Genomic DNA, 19,711 nt, shown 5'->3' on the forward strand with positions numbered 1-19,711 from the left:
TGCTTTTACTCATCAAATTTAAATTCTATATATTAAACAAATTGTTATAAAACAAATCATTAAGGGTATCTATAATTTTAGAAAAAATGATTTAATTTTATAATAAATATGCTTTAATACAATGAATGACAGAATTTATTTATTCGGTTTAATTTTCTAACTTTCAAGGAGATTACATGAGCCAGTTCACGCCTTATAGTATTTACGGCATTATCGGTTATCCTTTAGGACATAGTTTGAGTCCACTAATTCATACCACATCATTTCAAGATTATGGCATTCCAGCGGTTTTGGTTCCATTTTCAACACCACCAGAAGATATTCCTACGCTTTTTAAATCTGTAAGATTATTAAATATTCGCGGATTGTGTGTCACAATTCCACATAAGCAAGCTATTATTCCTTATTTAGATGAAGTGACTGAACATGTCAAAAAAGCAGGTGCTGCAAATTTGGTTTATTGGGATGGTGATAAGCTTTGTGGTGATAACACAGATATTGTTGGTTTTATGCAACCTCTTCAAGAAAAGCAGCTACCGCCACACTACAAAAAAGTGCTATTACTTGGCGCAGGCGGTGCAGCTCGAGCTGCGGTAGTTGGCTTACATGATCTAGGTTATACCGATATTACTGTAACGGATATTGTAACAGATTTGCCGTCAGAGCTTGCCAAAGAATTTAATTTAAAAACGGTTGCTTGGGAAGACCGTGATAAAGTTGAAGCACAAATTATTATCAATTCTACGCCATTAGGTATGAAAGGTAAATTTGAAGATCAGACACCTTATGAATATTCTTGGTTCAAAGGAAAAGGTATTGCATATGACATTGTGTATACTCCATATCATACTCGTTTTAGACAAGAAGCTGAAAAAGCGGGATGGGAATCAATTTCGGGACGAGAAATGTTTATCGGTCAAGCGAATGCCCAATTCAAAATTTGGACAGGAAAAGATTTATCTGACCGGGCAAAACAAGCTGTTATAGATGCTTTAGCTGAAAAATAAGTATTTAGTAAAAATTCAATACATTGAACCATTTTGCATCATTAAATGTGTTTGATAAACGATTTATACAATTTGCTAAAAAATTCTAATTTTCGATTTTAATTGGTTTTTATTCTATTGTATAAAATTAGTCTGTTATTAGAAGGAGTAATTATGACTAACCTAGAATTGCAAGCTTATCGCCGTTTTCTTATGCTAAAAGTGCCAGAAGCAAGCGAATATATTGGTAAAACTGATGCGAAAACTTGGCACGATTGGGAAAAAGGCATAGAGCCTGTACCGGAATTTGTGGCTAATGCAATGAAAGCGCTAAAAAAACTTCGTACTGATAAAGTAAATATTATCATCAATAGTATTAATGATAGAGTAGGAAGTAATACTATTCGTTATTTCATGACATTTGAAGAATTTAAAAAGGTAAACCCAGATCTTGATGTCATACAGTGGCGCTTACATCAATCAATTGCAACGGAACTCTATTTTCGTGGTTTAGAAAAACTTTGTTAGTAGATTATAGATGATAATATAAATTTATAAAGTGAACAGAATAAAGGGTGTAAATTTTTATTTACAAAAAATTGATAAAAAATTAAATTAAATTTATAAAAATCAATGCCGTTTGTTTTGATAAACAATATGTAAAAAAATTGTTGCAAAAGCTGAAGTGAATCACTAGCATAGTGATATATTTTTCAATCTGTAAATATGAAAGGATCCAATATGAATAAGACAATTTTTTTAGTTGGTGCAAGAGCAGCAGGTAAAACAACTATAGGAAAAATGCTTGCAAATAAGCTGTCATTTTCTTTCGTTGATACAGATTGCCATTTACTGGAAACTACCCAAAAAACCGTTGCAGAAATCGTCGAAAAAGAAGGTTGGGAAGGATTCAGAGCAAGAGAGAGTCAAGTCCTGATTGATACGACCAAATCGTCACGTGTTATCGCAACTGGAGGCGGGATGGTATTAGCTGAACATAATCGTGACTTCATGAAACAAAATGGAACAGTGATCTTTTTATCTGCTCCTGCGGCAACATTAGCCGCACGCTTAATGAAAGATCCTAATGTTGCCCAAAGACCATCCTTAACAGGCTTATCCATCGTTGATGAAATGGAAAAAGTATTAGCAGATAGATTACCTTTATATCATGATGCAGCACATCATGTAATCAATGTTGATCAAGATGAAAGTCAAATTCTTAGTGAAATTCTTCAAATTTTGCAGAATTAATATACTATTTTCTTCCTTTCTTCCAAAGTGCCACATTCAATGTGGCATTTTTTATAAAAAAAAAGAATAAATTCTTAAAATACTATAGAATAAATTTATTTTTTGGTTCGTATATTAATCAATACTATATTTTTCTATTTATGAATTTATTAGAATCTATAAATAAATGTGACCAACATTAAAGTTTAGCAATAAAATTATACTTATCTCTTTTAGATTCAGATTGATGATTGTATATTGAAAGCAATTATAGTTTTATATTTTTAATTTTTAGCTATGGAGTACTACCAATGGATAATCGAAAGGTCAATTCTTATGGGATTGTCAGCTCTATTTACGCAAATTACATTATACAAAGTATTGCTTTAATCGTAATCATGCAATTTTCAAATGATCTTTCAAAACAACTCAATACCGATATTGTTGGACTTGGCTATGTTGCTTCTGGTATTGGGATAGGAAAAATATCTTTGATGCTAGCTGGTGGAATCTTGTCAGATATATTTGGTCGTAAACTTTTTATCTATTTAGGAATGGCATGTTATGTAATCTTTTTTGTAGGTATGACGTTTTGCACTGACATTCATATCGCCTTTTGTCTCGCTATTGCTATTGGGGCTGGAAACTCATGTTTAGATACTGGCTCTATGCCTACATTAACTGAGTGTTTTCCTCGATCAGCAGGTTCTGCTAGTGTATTGATTAAAGCGTTCATTTCAATTGGAACATTAATATTACCTTTTATCGTTACTTTTTTTGGTGAATATCATATCTGGTATGGTTGGGCATTTCTTTCTTTTGCTGCATTTTTGATAATCAATGGAATATTGCTTGCACCAACCCAATTTCCTTCTAAAAAAATTGCTATTACGGGGTGTGAAGGAAGTGATAATTATTTTAAAGATACTCCAAAATTTGCTATTGAAGGTGTGCTATTAATTATCATGGGGTTTACCACAACAGCAACATTTTTGGTCATTTCACAATGGTTGCCAACCATAGCGGTTCAAGGTGTGAATATGGATGAATTTGAAGCTAACCAGTTGATTAGCTATTATAGCGGAGCATCAATTATTTCTGTGTTTGTTACTGCATTTATAGTCAAATATTTTTTAAAGCCAATAGATTGCATCATTATTCTTCCTGCTCTATCCGCTCTTGTGCTCATTCTTTTCTATTTCAATATATCTTCGGAGATGTGTTTTTTTGTTGCTATTGGAATGGGGTTTACTGCTGCAGGTGGCGTACTTCAATTAACGTTAGTTGTCATGCAGCAATTATTTCCAACACGTAAAGGTATTGCCGTTGGTTGTATGTATACTTTTAGCGGATTCTCTTTTACTGTTATTCCATTTATAGTGCCTAAATTAGCGAAAATTGATGTACGTTATGCCATTTTGACCGATTTTGTTATTGCGCTGACTAGTGTGGTATTAGCGCTGATTGTCTATTTCCGTTTTACCAAAGTGATAGATATGAAAAAAATTTAAAACTCAATGTTATTTACATGATGAGTAAAATTTATTTTAGTGTTTTGAAAATTAATTTTTACAGGAAATAATAAATGAAAAATAGATATTTAGGCACTTCGATCTGTTTATATATAAACTACTTTGTGCATGGAATGGGGGCAATAATACTTGGTTTGAATATTGATTATTTAGCTGCTCAGTTTAATCCTGACATTGCTTACTTATTTAATATTGCGCAAGATGCACTTACCCCTGAACAAACTGACTTAGTAGGCAAGGCAAAAAAGAGTGTTTATGATGTCATGATGGGGTTAGGCGTGGGGCGCTTGCTAGTCCTATTTGTTATGGGAACGTTATCCGATAAGTATGGGCGAAAACCTTTCATTGCGTTAGGCGGATTATTTTATATTGGTTTTTTAGTTGGTATTTTGGTTAGCCCGAGTTTTGAAATTGCCTTTATGTTTGCGGTGTTAGGCGGTATAGCTAATTCAACACTTGATGCCGGTACTTATCCTGCATTAATGGAAGCTTTTCCAAAATCGCCTGGCTCTGCATCGATATTAACTAAAGCAGCGATTGCCGCAGGTCAATCGGTACTACCTATCATTATGGGTATTATTATGGCGAGTGAAGGGTATTACGGTTGGTCATTTATCTTATGTTGTATTATTCTCGCATTGAATGCATTAGTTGTACTGAAAATGCCATTCCCAAATCATAAAATCACACCAGAACAAGAAGAAAAAGATTTACAAACGATTACTGAAGAAGCGCCAACTTTAAAACATAAATCAAATTTTTGGATTGAAGGTATCTGTTTTATTGTGATTGGTTTTACCTCTACCGCAACATTTTATTTGGTTTCTTCATGTTTAAAGGATTTCTCTCAAACTGTCGCTGGTATGGATTCAGCAGGAGCGGTTAAGGCATTCTCTTCGTATGGTCTAGGTACCCTTGCTAGTGTCTTTTTAACTTCAATATTGGTCAAAAGTTTAATCAAACCTGTATATATTGTGGTTGTCTATCCGCTGTTATCTATGTTAATGCTTATCGTATTGTATCTCAATCCATCACCAACAATGTGTATTGTCGGAGGATTTGTGCTTGGTTTCACTGCTGCAGGCGGTGTATTACAGCTTGCATTAACGACCATGGCTGAATTTTTTCCATCAGGAAAGGGTAAAGTATTGGGCATTTTCTTCACTTCATCGAGCGTTGCAACGACAGTCATTCCCTTTTTAATTGGCTGGATATCTACAAATTTTGGTTTAAGATATATCATGTTAAGTGATGCAATCATTGCAGGTTTAGGTGCATTACTAGCGGTTATCGTATTAATGCGCTATCGCATAATCTTTAATATTAATAAATAAATCATTTAATGAAATTTTAGGAGATGTTGATATTAATTATGACAAAAAACGGTGAATAAATAATGCTCGTTTTTTAATGCATTACTTAAATTTATTCTCAGTTTAAAAAGCATACAATAATGGTATGCTTTTTTTATACGTTGATTTTGTTTTTGTTACCACTTTTAATAATATTTTGATAAACAAAACACTATTGAATACAGTTTTTTCTTTTGTTACTTAACTTATGATTTTATCTTGTTAAAATTTTATCAAATATTGCTTGATTATTGCTAGCAAATAAATAAAAATACAAAAAATATGAATAAATATTCAATTTGGGTGATTGCGAAAATGAAAGAGCGAACAACCGAGTTAGTTGAAGGATTAAGGCATTCTGTACCTTATATCAATGCTCATCATGGAAAAACTTTTGTTATCCTATTAACAGGTGCTGTGCTAAAAAGTAATAACTATTCAAGTATTATTAGTGATATTGGATTACTGTATAGTCTTGGAATCAAATTGGTTATTGTCAATGGAGCACGCAATCAAATTGATGAATCACTTAAAAATCACAATATTGAGCCGAAATACCACAAAAACACCCGAATTACAGATGCCGTTACTTTGGATATTATTAAGCAAGTAACAGGCATGTTACAACTGAATATTACTGCCTGTTTATCAATGAGTTTAAATAATACCCCATTACAAGGTGCTCATATTAATGTTGTCAGCGGTAATTTTGTTATTGCTCAACCCTTAGGAATAGACGAAGGAATTGATTATTGCCATACGGGTAAAATTCGTCGTATTAACAATGAGGCAATTGATGAGCAACTCAATCGTGGTTCAATTGTGCTATTAGGGCCGGTTGGTGTATCAGTGACTGGAGAAAGCTTTAATTTAGCTTCAGAAGATGTTGCTGCCGAAGTGGCGATTCGAATCAAAGCTGATAAGTTAATCAGCTTTTGTGCTGAGCAGGGTGTACTTGATGAACAAGGTAAAGTTATTACTGACCTTTTCCCAATCGATGCTGACAACTATGTCAATCGTAAACAGCAATTAGGTAAATATCTATCCAGTGAAGCTCGCTTTTTGAAAGCCGCTTCAAAAGCCTGTCGAAATGGTGTTAGGCGTAGTCATTTAGTTAGCTATTTAATTGATGGCGCTATTTTGCAAGAACTATTTTCACGGGATGGCATAGGAACGCAAGTTGCTAAAGAGCATTCGGAGCAAATTCGCTTAGCGACCATAAACGATATTGGTGGTATTTTAGAATTGATTCGTCCATTAGAAGAACAAGGTATTTTAGTTAAGCGTTCACGAGAGCAATTGGAAATGGAAATTGATAAATTCACAATTATTGAACGTGACAATATGACTATTGGTTGTGCAGCGCTTTATCCTTATCAGGAAGAAAAAATGGGTGAAATGGCATGTGTAGCCATTCATCCGGATTATCGCAATTCATCCAGAGGTGATTTGTTAATTAATACGGTTGCAAGTAGAGCACAAAATTTAGGACTCAATAAAATCTTTGTGCTAACAACGCGTAGTATTCATTGGTTTAGAGAAAAGGGATTTAACCCAGCTGAAGTTGATGATTTACCGATTAAAAAAAAGCAACTTTATAATTATCAACGTAACTCCAAAATTTTAATGCTTGATATTATATAAATTCTTTTCTTAAAATCAGGATGATAGTATTAGTAAGTAGCGTTGTGTAAAATTTGCTTGGTGAAAGACTTTTTAAGATAGAAGCCACGTGGACGTGTTAAAATAGTTTGACCATTTTCTCCTACCGCTTCGGTTAAAGCTTTACCGTTTGCTGCTTTAGGTCTTATTTGTAAATATGTGCCATAATGTGCTGTAATTTTTTCAACATGACCTAATGCAATCATATCCATCAGTTCTTGCCAATCTTGTTTGAGTTGCTGTTCTTGTTCTTTTGAGGGTATCCATAAAATAGGACTGCCAACTTTACGATTGGCAAGTGGGATAGATCTTTCCCCTTCGATTGGGATCCAAAGTACTTTAGATAATTTATATTTCACATGGCTTGTTTCCCAAATCACACCATGATTTGCCATTAATGGTGCGACACTGACAAAGGTCGTTTCTAATGGTTTACCATGCATATCAATTGGAATTGTTTTTAGTTCGATGCCCAAATTACTAAAATCTCGTTCAGCTTTACTACCGGCATTGGCTCCCAAAAACGTTTCAATAAGATTGCCAACCCATCCTTTTTGTTTAGTCAAATTGTCAGGAATTGGCATGCCTAAATATTGAGCAATTTCACCAAATGTATATCCAGCAACAAGTTTTGCTCGATCTAATAACTCGTGTTCGTTGCTTGGAAAAAATATTGCCATTTATAAACGCTATCATCTAATAATTATGCCTACCTAAAATGATAAAGGATTAGCTTAATTTTTCAACCCATACTGCGTAAGCTTGAATAATTGATGAAAGAAATTCTCGGGTTTTTTCTGAAATATTGCCATTCGCATCGAAAGCGGCACTGATACCACCAATATAAGCTTCAGGCTGTTGTAAGGTTGGCATATCTAGAAAAACTAGTGACTGACGTAGTTGATGATTAGCACCAAAACCGCCAATTGCACCTTGTGAGACCGAAATCACTGCGGCTGGTTTTTTTGCCCAGACATTTTTACCATAAGGACGTGAGCCGACATCAATTGCATTTTTGATCACAGCAGGCAAACCTCGGTTATATTCAGGTGTGACAAAAATCACGCCTCGGCAATCCGCTATTTCGTTGCGAAATAAAGTGTAAGATGCTGGTGGGGTATCGGTATCAATATCTTCATTATAAAAGGGAAGATCGCCAATTTCGATTAAATATAAGGAAAGTGAAGAAGGGGCAATTTCTTTAAGGATTTTAGCTACTTTTAAATTATATGAACCTTTACGTAAACTACCAACGAGTACTGCAATTTTTTTACTCATTTTGGGTCCCCTTAAATTGAAAATAAAGAGACACCATGAGTGTCTCTTATTTAAAATAATTACAGATCATTACGGTGTTTTAATGTCCTGATGAATCCAATTTACGTCCTGTCTCAAATAGGAACCAAGCTCGTCTTTCTGATTGGTCAATCCATTCTTCAATTAAGCTTGCTGTTGCTGAATCATTGTATTTATCACAAATATCATGAGCAACACGCATTCGTTCTGTTAATCTAATATTATCTTGACAAAGTTCAGCAAGCATATCAGACGGCTCAACAAAATCTGCATTATTGTCAGAAATACTTTGTAATTTAGAGATGTGACTAATTGAACGTAACGTTGTTCCGCCCAATTTACGTACACGTTCAGCAATCGGATCAGTCATTGCAAATAGTTGATCTCCATGATCGTCTAACATTAAATGGTAATCACGAAAATGTGGACCACTGACATGCCAATGGAAGTTTTTAGTTTTTAAATACAAAGCAAAGACATCTGCTAATACAGAATTCATTGCTCCAGAGATATCTTTAGACGCTTTTTGACCTAAATCAGTTGGAAATAAAATTGCAGATTGTTGTAGTCTTTTTGCAGTAGCTGTACTTTTGGCAGATAACGGTTTTTTTGTAGTCGTTTTTTTGGAAGTAGTACTTTTAGCCATCTAATATTCTCCTATAGGTGAATTGTAAAAATTGCTTAACTTTCCTATACCAAATTACGCCAAGTCTTAACTAAAGTCCAATCAAAATGAGCTATTTTTAACTATTACTGCTATTTCAGCAGTCTATGATTCTTATTTTTATTCTAAATAAAGCATTATTTGAAATAAATTCTTTCACAATAAAAGAATTTATTTCAAATTGTGACATAGTTAAAAGTTTTGTGTTTTTGAAATTGATACTCTTTGTTTGAAGTTTAATTAATGAGGAGAAATTATGATTGATACAATTTCATATGGAGCCGAATGGTTTATCGGCTTATTTCAAGAAGGTGGAAAAGTGTTTGTCGGTATGGTTACGGGAATATTACCACTGTTAATTTCACTGTTAGTGGTTATGAATGCCGTAATCAAATTCATTGGGCAAGACCGTATTGAGCGCTTAGCGCAAGCTTGTGCAGGCAATCCTATTTCAAGATATTTATTGTTACCTTTAATAGGCACATTTGTTTTTTGTAATCCGATGACGCTTAGCCTAGGGCGTTTTATGCCCGAGTTTTATAAACCTAGTTATTATGCGGCATCTTCTTACAGCTGCCATTCAATGAATGGGTTATTTCCTCATGTTAATCCCGGTGAACTTTTTGTTTATTTAGGTATCGCGGCCGGGTTAACAACCTTAAACCTTCCTTTAGGACCATTGGCTGTAAGTTATTTTTTAGTTGGCTTATTCACCAACTTTTTTAGAGGTTGGATTACTGATTTTTGTACTGCTATTTTTGAAAGAAAAATGGGCATTAAATTAGATCGAAAGGTACATCTATAACTAAAAGGAATAAACAAGGAAATGAACATGATGAAATTTATTCGAATTGAAAAAGGTGAAGCCGGTTGGGGTGGACCTTTAGAGCTGCCAATTATAGCGGGTAAAAAAATTGTCTACATTGCAGCAGGTACACGACCAGCAATTGTTGATACTTTAGAAAAATTAACGGGTTGGCAAGCTATTGATGGTTTTAAAGAAGGGGAACCGCCTAAGGATGAAATTGGGGTTGCTGTCATTGATTGTGGTGGCACATTAAGATGTGGTATCTATCCTAAAAATAGAGTGCCTACAATTAATATTCATGCGACAGGTAAATCAGGGCCACTTGCCCAATATATTTTGGAAGATATTTATGTCTCAGCCGTAAAATCCAATAATATTAGTGTGATTGAAAAAGAGATAGATAGTGACATCCAGAAAGCATCTGTTACAAACAATTCACATCAAAAAGTGCACACAAATAATTTTAAAGAGTATGACAGTAGTAAAAAAATTACCGAACAAAGCGATGGTTTATTAGCAAAAATCGGTATCGGTATGGGATCAGGTGTTGCCGTATTCTTTCAAGCTGGTCGAGATACGATTGAAACTGTACTTAAAACTATTTTACCGTTTATGGCATTTGTATCGGCCTTAATTGGTATTATTATTGCCTCAGGATTAGGTGATTTGATAGCTCATGGCTTAGTTCCATTAGCTGATAATCCACTTGGTCTGGTTATTTTAGCGCTTATTTGTTCTTTTCCATTACTTTCGCCATTTTTAGGACCCGGTGCGGTTATTGCACAAGTCATCGGGACGTTAGTTGGTGTTCAAATTGGTCTTGGTAATATTCCGCCACACTTAGCTTTACCTGCTTTGTTTGCCATTAATGCTCAAGCTGCTTGTGATTTCATTCCTGTCGGTTTGTCTCTTGCCGAAGCGAAACAAGATACCGTGCGTGTTGGGGTTCCCGCTGTTTTAGTCAGTCGTTTCTTAACTGGCGCGCCAACTGTTTTAATTGCGTGGGCAGTATCGTTATTTATTTATCAATAAGCAAACGAATAGAGAAGGTCAATGATGTCAAAAGTTATCTACCATTCAAAAGTTAAACAAATTGGTGACTTTGCCAAAGAAGCGTTGGCAGATGGCATGCTAATCCTGTTTAAAGAAGGTGCACCGTCTGATTTAGCCGATTATTGCTTTATACATAGTCATGACGAGTTAAGGCAGAATCTTGAAATAGGGCAATGCATTCAATTAGGCAAGCACACTTATCGTATAACTTCGGTTGGGGAAGTCGCCACAACCAATTTTAAAGAGTTAGGTCATGTCACATTAAGATTTGATGGGAATCGTGAAGCTGAATTACCGGGGTCAGTGCATGTTACTGGTGAAATACCTAATCAACTTAATATCGATGATGAAATTATAATTTTAACTATTTAAGGAACAGAAAATGAAACAAGTAGCAGTCATTATAGGTGGTGGACAAACCTTAGGGGCTTTTTTATCTGAAGGTATTGCTGATGCTGGGTATAAAATTGCCGTTGCAGATTTAAATATTGATAATGCAAATAAAGTTGCTGAAGTAATAAATAAAAAATATGGGGTAGGAACAGCAAAAGGTTTTGGGGTGGATGCAACAAATGAGGAGAGTGTGCGACAGCTAGCTCAAGGAGTTGATAACACATTTAAACGAATTGATTTAATGGTTTACAGTGCCGGTGTTGCTAAAGCTGCACCCATTACTCATTTTGTATTGAAAGACTTTCAATTATCCGTCAATGTTAATCTTACTGGTTATTTTTTATGTGCACGTGAATTTGCTAATTTAATGATTAAATATAAAACTGCCGGTCGGATTATACAAATTAACTCTAAATCGGGCAAAGTCGGTAGCAAACACAATTCAGGGTATAGCGCCGCAAAATTTGGTGGCGTTGGATTAACGCAATCTTTAGCACTCGATCTTGCTGACTACGGAATTACGGTTAATTCATTGATGCTGGGTAACTTATTAAAATCGCCAATGTTTCAATCCTTGATTCCACAATATGCTAAAAAACTTGGTATACCAGAAAACCAAGTTGAACAAGTTTATATTGATAAAGTGCCACTCAAACGAGGTTGTGATTATCAAGATGTGCTTAACGTATTGTTATTTTATGCAAGCGATAAAGCATCATATTGTACAGGACAATCAATTAATATTACGGGTGGACAAGTTATGTTTTAACTCAATTTGGTGCGAAGGTATAGCGATGCCTTTCGCACATCTCTTTTCTGGTCTGGTTAAAAGGAGAGAATAATGGATACGACATCAACGTTAGCCTTATTGGCTCTAATTGCTTGGAGTATACAGATAATACTTGGCTGGTTTCAAATTCGTCGTTTTAATCGAGCATTTTTATCGATGAAGAAAGGCACTTACTTAGGTGTTGGTCGTAGCCAAACTCAACGTTTTAAACCGAAAGTTTTAATCGCGCTATCATTAGATCACGATAAAAAAGTGATTGATTCAGTATGGATGAAAGGAGTGACCGTTTTTGCATTGCCAAAACCAATACCACAATTATTGGGACTAAATATTACCGATATTATGCCTGAAACCATTTTCCCCAATGATTTTGCGTCACAAAGCGCCTTGATTCTTGCATTAAAAGCAAATAAATAATCCCTATCTTTTATTTTGAAAAGTATTTTCTTTCATGATGAAGTATAATATTTTATACAATAAATTAATTCTGTTATTGAACAGTAATAATGGACTCCAATCATGAAAGTAAGGCAACGACAAACTGCAATCTTAGAATATCTGCAAAAAAATGGGCAAGTGAGTGTTGATGAGCTAGCTACCCATTTTCAAACGACGGGTACCACTATTCGAAAAGATCTTACTCAACTCTATGAAAGTGGGCTTGTACTACGGACTTATGGTGGTGCAATGTTAAATCGCGAAATTGGTGACCGTGCGATTGATCACAAAACTTATATTAATACGGCACAAAAAAAAGCAATAGCACAGGAAGCGGCAACACTTATTCATGACGGGGATTCTGTTATTTTTGATGCAGGAAGTACCGTTGCACAAATGATTCCTATGCTAGCTCAATTCAATAATTTAACTATCATGACCAACAGCTTACATATGGTGAATGAGCTCGTTGCTAATGATAATGACCAAAATATTATATTAACAGGTGGCACATTTCGTCGTAAATCCGCTTCGTTTCATAGTAATAATGCTTCAGCTATTGCAGCATTTGAATCCTATTCATTTGATAAACTGTTTATGGGTGCTGATGGCGTGGATTTGGTTGGTGGGGTAACCACTTTTAATGAAAGTTATCACGGTAGTGTGGCAATGAGTAAAGCTGCTGCCAAACTGATTTTATTAGCGGATTCTTCAAAGTTTGGACGACGAAGCCCAAATGTTGTTTGTGATTTAGATGCAGTGGATACTATCATCACTGATGATCATTTAGATGATAAATATTATGATGCTTTGATACAACGGGGTATCAATGTTATTAAAGTTAAAGTAGTTGATAAATAGATTAATACTAAAGTTTGATTGAATGTGGAATTAAATTTCTGGAGTATTTGGCTTCTTACGAAATCTCAATATATATTGAGATACGTTAGAAACCAAAACCCATGATCAATAACCCTTTAATTGATAATTTTCTTTAGTTAAAATAGTAATCTTGCTCTGATAGTCCCTGCGACATTTTTGAGTTTAATTAATAACTCTTCAGCTTTACTTTGTTCAACCCTATCGATATCAATAACTACATAGCCAATTTTAGGATCCGTTTGTAGGTATTGAGCCGAAATATTTAAACCTTGTTCTGCAAACAAAGTATTGATTGCGGTTAATACACCGGGTTGATTATGGTGAATATTGATAAATCGACTCGATCCTTTAGCCGGAATAGGTAAAGAAGCTTCAGGAAAATTAACAGCTGACAGGGTCGCACCTGTGTCGGAATATTTAGCCAATTTAGTCGCCACTTCGATACCAATGTTTTCTTGAGCTTCGCTGGTAGAACCACCAATATGCGGAGTGATAATGACATTATCGAATTCACATAATGGCGATTCAAATGGATCATTATTACTTGCTGGTTCGGTCGGAAATACATCAATGGCGGCACCACTAATTTTATTGGCTTTTAAAGCATCAGTTAATGCATCAAGATCGATAACTTTACCGCGTGATGCATTAATTAATATCGCACCTGATTTCATTTGATCGATCTCATTTTTGCTGATCATTCTGATTGTCGTTGGGTTTTCAGGGACATGCATACTGACAATATCACTCATTGCGAGTAATTCATTCATGCTTGCTACCTGTTTTGCATTGCCTAAAGGTAATTTTGTTTCAATATCATAAAAATAGACATTCATTCCCAATGATTCAGCTAATATACTTAATTGGCTACCAATGTGGCCATAGCCAATAATACCTAGATTTTTACCTCTAGCTTCATGAGATCCGGTTGCTATTTTATTCCATTTACCTTGATGAGCTTGAGCATTGGCTTCAGGTACTCGTCGAAGTAATAATATGGCTTCGGCTAAAACAAGCTCAGCAACAGATCGCGTATTCGAAAATGGAGCGTTAAAAACAGGAATACCTTTAACAGTTGCAGCATCGAGATCAACTTGATTTGTGCCTATACAAAAACAACCAATACCAGCTAATTTAGGTGCTGAATTAATAATATCTTCGGTTAAATGAGTTCTTGAGCGAATTCCTATGAAGCGGACATCTTTTAAGGCTGTTTTAAGTTCGGTAGGTGATAAGGCGCTTTTAAGATATTCTATATTTGTAAAACCTGCGGATTTGAGTACCTCAACGGCACTAGGGTGAACACCTTCAAGTAATAAAAACTTATTTTCATCTTTAGTTAAAGCCTGAACAACCATCTTTTCCTCTCTTTCCATATACCACATCAATGCGTAAAACTTTAATAATAACACTCAATTTAATTTGAACAATGGTTTAATGTTAACTCTTTGACACCTGAACTTGAACCGACTAATGCAATGTTTGCACCTCGGTGAGCAAACAAACCAACTGTGACGACACCTGGAATATTATTAATACAATTTTCTAATTTAATTGGGTTTGTGATGACTAAATCATGAATGTCTAAAATAACATTGCCATTATCAGTCACCACGCCCTGACGATAAACGGGTTTTCCACCCAGTTTAAATAACTCACGTGCAACGTATGATCTAGCCATTGGAATGACTTCAATGGGTAAAGGAAATTTACCTAATACATTGACAACTTTTGATTCATCAACAATACAAATAAACTGTTTAGCCAATGCTGAAACAATTTTTTCGCGCGTGAGTGCAGCTCCTCCACCTTTTATCATCTGCATCTGATAATTAATTTCATCTGCGCCATCAACATAAACATCCAAACTATCGACTTCATTACAATCAAGTACGGGGATACCATAGCTGAGTAGTTTTTGGGTGGAAGCTTCTGAACTTGAAACCGTTCCTTTAATTTGACCTTTAATCGTTGCTAAAGCATCAATAAAATGTGCGGCTGTTGACCCTGTTCCAACTCCAACTAATGAGTTGGGTTTTACAAACTTTAAAGCAGACCAGCCGACCGCTTTTTTTAATTCATCTTGCGTCATAATATCACCGTAGTTTTAAATAATTTTTATTCAAAAAAATAAAATTTTGAAAGCAAAATTACTGAAGATATGGCATAGTAACCGTTTGGAAAGCAAAAATCATTAGTATTTTAATAAAATATATTAAGTTTTAGATCTATTTAAAAAATTATCCGGTTCTAAAAGGTTTGAGTATTCAAGCAAAGATCCCATTATTCGTAAAGAGATTATGAAGCGTCCAGATTATAGAGCATTACAAGCATTAGATGCAGTAATAAAAGAGCGAGGTTTTGAAAGAGCAGCCGATAAATTGTGTATTACACAACCGGCGGTTTCACAACGCATCAAGCAACTTGAAAGTTTTTTTGGTCAGCAGCTTTTAGTCAGAACCATTCCGCCCAAAGCGACCAAGCAAGGGGAACATCTTTTAGGTTTATTGCATCAAGTAGAATTACTCGAACAACAATGGTTAGGCGATAACGATCAAAATCCGACACCATTGTCGTTATCGATTGCAATCAACGCGGATTCACTCGCAACCTGGCTTTTACCTGCGTTAAAACCCGTGTTAGATAAAAATATTTTACGTTTTGATATCCAAGTTAAAGATGAAGAGCATACATTAGAATTATTGCGACTTGGTACGGTTGTGGCCGCAATCAGTATTCAAGCCAATCCATTACCGGGTTGCTTGTCAGATATGTTAGGCGCCTTAGACTATATTTTTGTTGCGTCGCCAGATTTTGCTAAAAAATATTTTCCTAATGGGGTTACCCGTTCTTCCTTGTTAAAAGCACCAGCGGTAGCTTTTGATCATTTAGATGATATGCATCAAGCTTTTTTACAAGAGAATTTTAATCTTACGCCAGGAAGTGTCGTCTGTCATATAACCAGTTCTTCTGAAGCATTTGTTCAGCTAGCCAAACAAGGTTCGGCTTGTTGTATGTTACCAAAACTTCAAGTTGAACAAGAGTTGAAAACGGGAGAACTTGTCAATTTGACAGAAGGTCTTTATCAAAGACGAATGCTTTATTGGCATCGATTTGCCCCTGAAAGTAGTGTGATGCAAAATATTTCTGAAACATTGATCCGTTATGCACAAAATGTGCTTTCTCAACCTCATAAATAATCGATTATATAAGCATATAAAATGTTAAAATAAGATGTTAACTTTAAACGTTTGGATCAATTGTCATAACAACTAAAAGAGTCGATGCTATGTATCAACTAAAAAATGATCGTTATTTACGAGCTTTACAGTGTTTACCTGTTGATTACACGCCTGTGTGGATGATGCGCCAAGCTGGGCGTTATTTACCTGAATATCGTGATTTAAGAGCTAAAGCAGGGGATTTTATGACGATGTGTCAAACTCCCGATTTAGCTTGTGAAGTGACTTTGCAGCCACTGAAAAGATTTGATCTTGATGCCGCCATTATTTTTTCTGATATATTAACTATTCCTGATGCAATGGGGCTTGGTTTGTATTTTGAAACAGGAGAAGGCCCAAAATTTAAGCAATCAATTCAGTGTCTATCTGATATTCATCAACTCCCCATTCCTGATCCAGAGCAATCATTGAGATATGTGATGGATGCTATTCGGCTAACCAAAAAAGAACTCGACGGAACAGTACCATTAATTGGATTTTCGGGTAGTCCGTGGACACTTGCTACCTATATGATTGAAGGTGGTAGTAGTAAAGCTTTTACTAAAATAAAAAAAATGCTGTATAGTGATCCTAAGGCACTGCACCTATTACTTGAAAAACTGGCTAACAGTGTCGCTATATATTTAAATGCCCAAATTGAAGCTGGTGCGCAGTCGATAATGATATTTGATACTTGGGGCGGGGTGCTAAGTCATCAAAGCTATCAAACGTTTTCATTAGATTATATGAAATTAATCTTATCGCAATTAAAACAAGGTAAAAAGAGTCAAAATATTACTTCTTATGTACCTGTAACCTTATTTACTAAAGGTGGCGGATTATGGCTAGAAAATATTATAAACTCGGGATGTGATGCGATAGGTGTTGATTGGACAGTTGATCTAAGTAACGTGCCACAAAAAGGACAAATAGCGGTACAAGGTAATCTTGATCCTTCAGTATTATATGCTGATAAGCAAATAATCGAAGCGAATGTAGATGCTGTGTTATCGGAATTTGGCTATCATAATGGGCATGTTTTTAATTTAGGACATGGTATTCATCAAGATATTCCGCTAGAACATGTACAATATTTAATTGACGCGGTTCATCGTCAATCAAAAAGGTTTCATCATGATTAAAAACCCAATTCAATTAAGAATGGAAAAATTGCCTGAATGGCAACAACGTTTATTTATGGTTTGTTTGTGTGAACGAATGTACCCTAACTTTGTTTACTACTGCAAACAAGTTGATAATCAAGAAGATAGTAAAAATTACAAAAAAATACTTGATTTAATATGGGAATCCTTATTAGTCTATGATGTAAAAATAAACTTTGATTTACAGCTAGAAAAATTAGAAGCTATCATTCCTGTTTTTACTAATGAAAGCCCTTATATGGTCTATCCTGCTATTGATGCATGTCAGGCACTTAGCGAGTTGTTACACTCGTATTTAAGTGGTGATATTGCTGAACACACCGCTAAAGTAAGTAGTATATCAGCGACAACTATTGCTGAATTTGAGATGACAAAAGAAAATATTTTACTTTCAGAGGATGAACAACAGCAATTACCTAGTGTAATTGATGAATTTGATTTGCAATGGGAAATTTTCCGATTATTACGCGATGAAAAAAATGAAATGGAAGATTTAATAAAAGGTCTAAAAGCAGAAATTCGAACGTCACAAATGAGTAATATTGGTGTTTTTTTAAGCAATTAAAGCGTTCCAGCCATGATTTTTTTATTTTTTAATAAATTTTTCTTTTATATTAGAGCAATATAGACTACATTTAATAGTAATGTAACCTAAATGTTGTTTACAGTTGGAAAGTTATGTAATTAACTTTCTTTATTATGTTAACTTTAACAATAAAATAAATATGTAAGGATATTTCCATGAATAAAACAGAACTTGTCGATGCAATTGCTAGTAAAGCTGATATTACTAAAGTTGCAGCTAAAACTGCGTTAGAAGCTACATTAGCAGCTATTACTGAATCATTAAAAGCTGGCGAACCAGTACAATTAGTTGGTTTCGGTACATTTAAAGTTAATGCTCGTAAAGCACGCACGGGTCGTAATCCTAAAACCGGTAAAGAAATCAAAATTGCTGCAAGCAAAGTACCTGCTTTCGTATCAGGTAAAAGTCTTAAAGAAGCAATCAAATAGTTTTTTTAAATTGTCGAAAATGTTTTTTTGACAATTAATAACGCTAGGTCATGGAACATCGTTTCATGACCTTTCTATTTAAAAAAATGATTAAAACGTATCAATGCATTACAATGCGTTTAAAATATCTTACATTTAATCTGTGTTTGTTAGTTAATATTATTTAATTAAGCTAAGATGTAATTTCTATAAATTTAGCATTTAATACTGTAAGTAAATCACTAGGTGCCATTTCAATTTCTAATCCTCTTTTTCCGCCTGATACCAACATAGTGTTTAAATAATTTGCGCTAATATCAATTAATGTGGGTAGACGTTTTTTCTGACCTAATGGACTGATTCCTCCAACCAAATAGCCTGTCGTTTTTTCAGCTATATTAGGATGAGTTAAATCAATCTTTTTACAGTTAAATGCTTTTGCTACTTTTTTAAGATCTAAATGTTTATTAACAGGTAATACGCAAACAGCTAATGTTTTGTCATTGTTGTTTAAACTTACAACAAGCGTTTTAAAAATTTGATCGGCAATCACATTTAATGTTGGATCAAGTTTATTGACAGCTTCTTGACCGTAATTAGTTGTATTAGGGTCGTGTTCATATTGATGAATTTTAAATTGAATTTTTAATTTTTTTAGTTGGTTAATCGCTGGTGTCATATCAATATCCCCTGTAATTCAAAATGATAGGGTATCATTTAATTTTAATCACTCTATAAATTTTTTAATAGAGTGATTAAAAAGAATAGTGGATAATTTTAAATAATTAATTGATATTTTGCTTTGTTTTTTAATGGGTTTTATGCTGGTTTTTTAATAGCATATTGAGACGATAAAGGAAACATATCATAAAGATATTTGCAAATATTATTATTGTTGAATAGATAATATTTATCATCAGCGATGTAATTGAAATTGCCCAATGTGACAATAAAAATATAGCTAAAAAGTAGATTAAAAACATTGGTAAGGTTAATCGCCAATACATTAACGTGTGTGTAAAACAGTCTATAAATTTTTGGAAAAAATCTTTTGTTGAAGGTTCAATAATTAAACTATTGAATTGGAAATAAACTATCGATATAACAATCATAACAACAATCGTGACCGTTAAAATTAAAAGATTCATGATTTGGATGGGTAAAATCAGATTCAAAACTGAGCATATTAATAACATAAATATTAACCCAGTAACGATTAAACATGCACAAACTAAATTTAAACCG

22 protein-coding genes are annotated in these 19,711 nt (G+C 34.4%); 16 read left to right on the plus strand and 6 right to left on the minus strand.

Features of this window, described 5'->3' with window-relative positions; genetic code table 11:
* Positions 1-176: 176 nt before the first annotated feature.
* From aroE to argA, 6 genes are all read left to right on the plus strand, one after another.
* Positions 177-1,007 carry a shikimate dehydrogenase gene (aroE, locus tag ACGH6R_RS09905; protein ID WP_267360928.1) on the plus strand — a complete coding sequence of 277 codons (831 nt, stop codon included), beginning with the start codon at positions 177-179 and terminating at the stop codon, positions 1,005-1,007.
* 153 nt (positions 1,008-1,160) lie between these two features.
* A complete protein-coding gene (locus ACGH6R_RS09910) occupies positions 1,161-1,514 on the plus strand; it encodes a DUF1870 family protein (protein ID WP_267350143.1) in 354 nt (117 codons plus the stop codon).
* Positions 1,515-1,727: 213 nt separating this feature from the next.
* Positions 1,728-2,240: a shikimate kinase AroL gene (gene aroL / locus ACGH6R_RS09915; RefSeq protein ID WP_267350141.1), complete on the plus strand. Its 513-nt coding sequence runs from the start codon at positions 1,728-1,730 to the stop codon at positions 2,238-2,240.
* Between the two features lie 290 nt (positions 2,241-2,530).
* Positions 2,531-3,730, plus strand: a complete 1,200-nt coding sequence (locus ACGH6R_RS09920; protein WP_411599651.1) for an MFS transporter — start codon at positions 2,531-2,533, stop codon at positions 3,728-3,730.
* Between the two features lie 74 nt (positions 3,731-3,804).
* On the plus strand, positions 3,805-5,085 hold the full coding sequence (locus tag ACGH6R_RS09925) for an MFS transporter (RefSeq protein WP_411599653.1): 1,281 nt from the start codon (positions 3,805-3,807) through the stop codon (positions 5,083-5,085).
* A gap of 333 nt (positions 5,086-5,418) precedes the next feature.
* Positions 5,419-6,747 carry an amino-acid N-acetyltransferase gene (gene argA, locus ACGH6R_RS09930; protein WP_411599688.1) on the plus strand — a complete coding sequence of 443 codons (1,329 nt, stop codon included), beginning with the start codon at positions 5,419-5,421 and terminating at the stop codon, positions 6,745-6,747.
* Between the two features lie 29 nt (positions 6,748-6,776).
* Here argA and mutH read toward each other — a convergent pair whose 3' ends face one another.
* From mutH to ACGH6R_RS09945, 3 genes are all read right to left on the minus strand, one after another.
* Entirely contained in the window at positions 6,777-7,445 is a 669-nt protein-coding gene (mutH, locus tag ACGH6R_RS09935; RefSeq protein ID WP_411599654.1) for a DNA mismatch repair endonuclease MutH, read from the minus strand.
* Between the two features lie 49 nt (positions 7,446-7,494).
* Positions 7,495-8,043 (minus strand): NADPH-dependent FMN reductase, encoded by a 549-nt coding sequence (locus tag ACGH6R_RS09940; RefSeq protein ID WP_411599655.1) that lies wholly within the window; start codon positions 8,041-8,043, stop codon positions 7,495-7,497.
* Between the two features lie 79 nt (positions 8,044-8,122).
* Positions 8,123-8,707: a Dps family protein gene (locus ACGH6R_RS09945; RefSeq protein WP_065558418.1), complete on the minus strand. Its 585-nt coding sequence runs from the start codon at positions 8,705-8,707 to the stop codon at positions 8,123-8,125.
* A gap of 274 nt (positions 8,708-8,981) precedes the next feature.
* On the opposite strand from ACGH6R_RS09945, the gene srlA reads away from it, so the two are divergent.
* The 6 genes from srlA (at position 8,982) to srlR (ending at position 13,068) form a co-directional block, all read left to right on the plus strand.
* Positions 8,982-9,530, plus strand: a complete 549-nt coding sequence (gene srlA / locus ACGH6R_RS09950) for a glucitol/sorbitol-specific PTS transporter subunit IIC (protein ID WP_267380263.1) — start codon at positions 8,982-8,984, stop codon at positions 9,528-9,530.
* A gap of 27 nt (positions 9,531-9,557) precedes the next feature.
* The gene (locus tag ACGH6R_RS09955; protein WP_324123839.1) at positions 9,558-10,565 is read left to right on the plus strand and encodes a PTS glucitol/sorbitol transporter subunit IIB; all 1,008 of its coding nucleotides are present in this window, start codon (positions 9,558-9,560) and stop codon (positions 10,563-10,565) included.
* Positions 10,566-10,589: 24 nt separating this feature from the next.
* Complete coding sequence (gene srlB / locus ACGH6R_RS09960; RefSeq protein WP_411590633.1) at positions 10,590-10,958, plus strand: PTS glucitol/sorbitol transporter subunit IIA; 369 nt, start codon at positions 10,590-10,592, stop codon at positions 10,956-10,958.
* Positions 10,959-10,968: 10 nt separating this feature from the next.
* Entirely contained in the window at positions 10,969-11,748 is a 780-nt protein-coding gene (gene srlD / locus ACGH6R_RS09965; protein ID WP_411599657.1) for a sorbitol-6-phosphate dehydrogenase, read from the plus strand.
* Between the two features lie 72 nt (positions 11,749-11,820).
* Positions 11,821-12,186, plus strand: a complete 366-nt coding sequence (locus ACGH6R_RS09970; RefSeq protein WP_267380258.1) for a transcriptional regulator GutM — start codon at positions 11,821-11,823, stop codon at positions 12,184-12,186.
* A gap of 102 nt (positions 12,187-12,288) precedes the next feature.
* Positions 12,289-13,068: a glucitol operon DNA-binding transcriptional repressor SrlR gene (gene srlR, locus ACGH6R_RS09975; protein WP_267350121.1), complete on the plus strand. Its 780-nt coding sequence runs from the start codon at positions 12,289-12,291 to the stop codon at positions 13,066-13,068.
* Positions 13,069-13,205: 137 nt separating this feature from the next.
* Here the strand turns inward: srlR and serA are convergent, their stop codons facing one another.
* Both serA and rpiA read right to left on the minus strand, forming a co-directional pair.
* Positions 13,206-14,447, minus strand: a complete 1,242-nt coding sequence (gene serA, locus ACGH6R_RS09980) for a phosphoglycerate dehydrogenase (protein ID WP_411597347.1) — start codon at positions 14,445-14,447, stop codon at positions 13,206-13,208.
* Positions 14,448-14,506: 59 nt separating this feature from the next.
* The gene (rpiA, locus tag ACGH6R_RS09985; protein ID WP_411599659.1) at positions 14,507-15,181 is read right to left on the minus strand and encodes a ribose-5-phosphate isomerase RpiA; all 675 of its coding nucleotides are present in this window, start codon (positions 15,179-15,181) and stop codon (positions 14,507-14,509) included.
* 208 nt (positions 15,182-15,389) lie between these two features.
* Between rpiA and ACGH6R_RS09990 the strand changes: the two genes are divergently transcribed.
* From ACGH6R_RS09990 to ACGH6R_RS10005, 4 genes are all read left to right on the plus strand, one after another.
* Positions 15,390-16,289: a LysR family transcriptional regulator ArgP gene (locus ACGH6R_RS09990; RefSeq protein WP_065558410.1), complete on the plus strand. Its 900-nt coding sequence runs from the start codon at positions 15,390-15,392 to the stop codon at positions 16,287-16,289.
* 89 nt (positions 16,290-16,378) lie between these two features.
* Positions 16,379-17,452: a uroporphyrinogen decarboxylase gene (gene hemE, locus ACGH6R_RS09995; RefSeq protein ID WP_411599661.1), complete on the plus strand. Its 1,074-nt coding sequence runs from the start codon at positions 16,379-16,381 to the stop codon at positions 17,450-17,452.
* Complete coding sequence (locus tag ACGH6R_RS10000; protein ID WP_267350113.1) at positions 17,445-18,038, plus strand: YjaG family protein; 594 nt, start codon at positions 17,445-17,447, stop codon at positions 18,036-18,038. Before hemE ends, ACGH6R_RS10000 begins: the two co-directional genes overlap by 8 nt.
* Before the next feature lie 176 nt (positions 18,039-18,214).
* Positions 18,215-18,487, plus strand: coding sequence for an HU family DNA-binding protein (locus ACGH6R_RS10005; protein ID WP_065558407.1), 273 nt, complete (start codon positions 18,215-18,217; stop codon positions 18,485-18,487).
* 172 nt (positions 18,488-18,659) lie between these two features.
* Here ACGH6R_RS10005 and ybaK read toward each other — a convergent pair whose 3' ends face one another.
* On the minus strand, positions 18,660-19,145 hold the full coding sequence (gene ybaK / locus ACGH6R_RS10010; RefSeq protein ID WP_267350111.1) for a Cys-tRNA(Pro) deacylase: 486 nt from the start codon (positions 19,143-19,145) through the stop codon (positions 18,660-18,662).
* Positions 19,146-19,711 lie beyond the last annotated feature (566 nt).

Source organism: Gilliamella sp. CG13 (assembly GCF_046635805.1).
In the GTDB taxonomy this organism is placed as follows: domain Bacteria; phylum Pseudomonadota; class Gammaproteobacteria; order Enterobacterales; family Orbaceae; genus Gilliamella; species Gilliamella apicola_I.

Bases quoted from the DNA above. Each gene is read 5' to 3' on its own strand.
- rpiA (WP_411599659.1), bottom strand. From the start codon at position 15,181: ATGACGCAAGATGAATTAAAAAAAGCGGTCGGCTGGTCTGCTTTAAAG.
- srlA (WP_267380263.1), top strand. From the start codon at position 8,982: ATGATTGATACAATTTCATATGGAGCCGAATGGTTTATCGGCTTATTT.
- hemE (WP_411599661.1), top strand. From the start codon at position 16,379: ATGTATCAACTAAAAAATGATCGTTATTTACGAGCTTTACAGTGTTTA.
- ACGH6R_RS10000 (WP_267350113.1), top strand. From the start codon at position 17,445: ATGATTAAAAACCCAATTCAATTAAGAATGGAAAAATTGCCTGAATGG.
- ACGH6R_RS09910 (WP_267350143.1), top strand. From the start codon at position 1,161: ATGACTAACCTAGAATTGCAAGCTTATCGCCGTTTTCTTATGCTAAAA.
- ACGH6R_RS09945 (WP_065558418.1), bottom strand. From the start codon at position 8,707: ATGGCTAAAAGTACTACTTCCAAAAAAACGACTACAAAAAAACCGTTA.
- ACGH6R_RS09970 (WP_267380258.1), top strand. From the start codon at position 11,821: ATGGATACGACATCAACGTTAGCCTTATTGGCTCTAATTGCTTGGAGT.
- mutH (WP_411599654.1), bottom strand. From the start codon at position 7,445: ATGGCAATATTTTTTCCAAGCAACGAACACGAGTTATTAGATCGAGCA.
- aroL (WP_267350141.1), top strand. From the start codon at position 1,728: ATGAATAAGACAATTTTTTTAGTTGGTGCAAGAGCAGCAGGTAAAACA.
- srlD (WP_411599657.1), top strand. From the start codon at position 10,969: ATGAAACAAGTAGCAGTCATTATAGGTGGTGGACAAACCTTAGGGGCT.
- ACGH6R_RS09940 (WP_411599655.1), bottom strand. From the start codon at position 8,043: ATGAGTAAAAAAATTGCAGTACTCGTTGGTAGTTTACGTAAAGGTTCA.
- aroE (WP_267360928.1), top strand. From the start codon at position 177: ATGAGCCAGTTCACGCCTTATAGTATTTACGGCATTATCGGTTATCCT.
- serA (WP_411597347.1), bottom strand. From the start codon at position 14,447: ATGGTTGTTCAGGCTTTAACTAAAGATGAAAATAAGTTTTTATTACTT.
- ACGH6R_RS09920 (WP_411599651.1), top strand. From the start codon at position 2,531: ATGGATAATCGAAAGGTCAATTCTTATGGGATTGTCAGCTCTATTTAC.
- ACGH6R_RS09990 (WP_065558410.1), top strand. From the start codon at position 15,390: ATGAAGCGTCCAGATTATAGAGCATTACAAGCATTAGATGCAGTAATA.
- ybaK (WP_267350111.1), bottom strand. From the start codon at position 19,145: ATGACACCAGCGATTAACCAACTAAAAAAATTAAAAATTCAATTTAAA.
- srlB (WP_411590633.1), top strand. From the start codon at position 10,590: ATGTCAAAAGTTATCTACCATTCAAAAGTTAAACAAATTGGTGACTTT.
- srlR (WP_267350121.1), top strand. From the start codon at position 12,289: ATGAAAGTAAGGCAACGACAAACTGCAATCTTAGAATATCTGCAAAAA.
- ACGH6R_RS09925 (WP_411599653.1), top strand. From the start codon at position 3,805: ATGAAAAATAGATATTTAGGCACTTCGATCTGTTTATATATAAACTAC.
- argA (WP_411599688.1), top strand. From the start codon at position 5,419: ATGAAAGAGCGAACAACCGAGTTAGTTGAAGGATTAAGGCATTCTGTA.
- ACGH6R_RS09955 (WP_324123839.1), top strand. From the start codon at position 9,558: ATGATGAAATTTATTCGAATTGAAAAAGGTGAAGCCGGTTGGGGTGGA.
- ACGH6R_RS10005 (WP_065558407.1), top strand. From the start codon at position 18,215: ATGAATAAAACAGAACTTGTCGATGCAATTGCTAGTAAAGCTGATATT.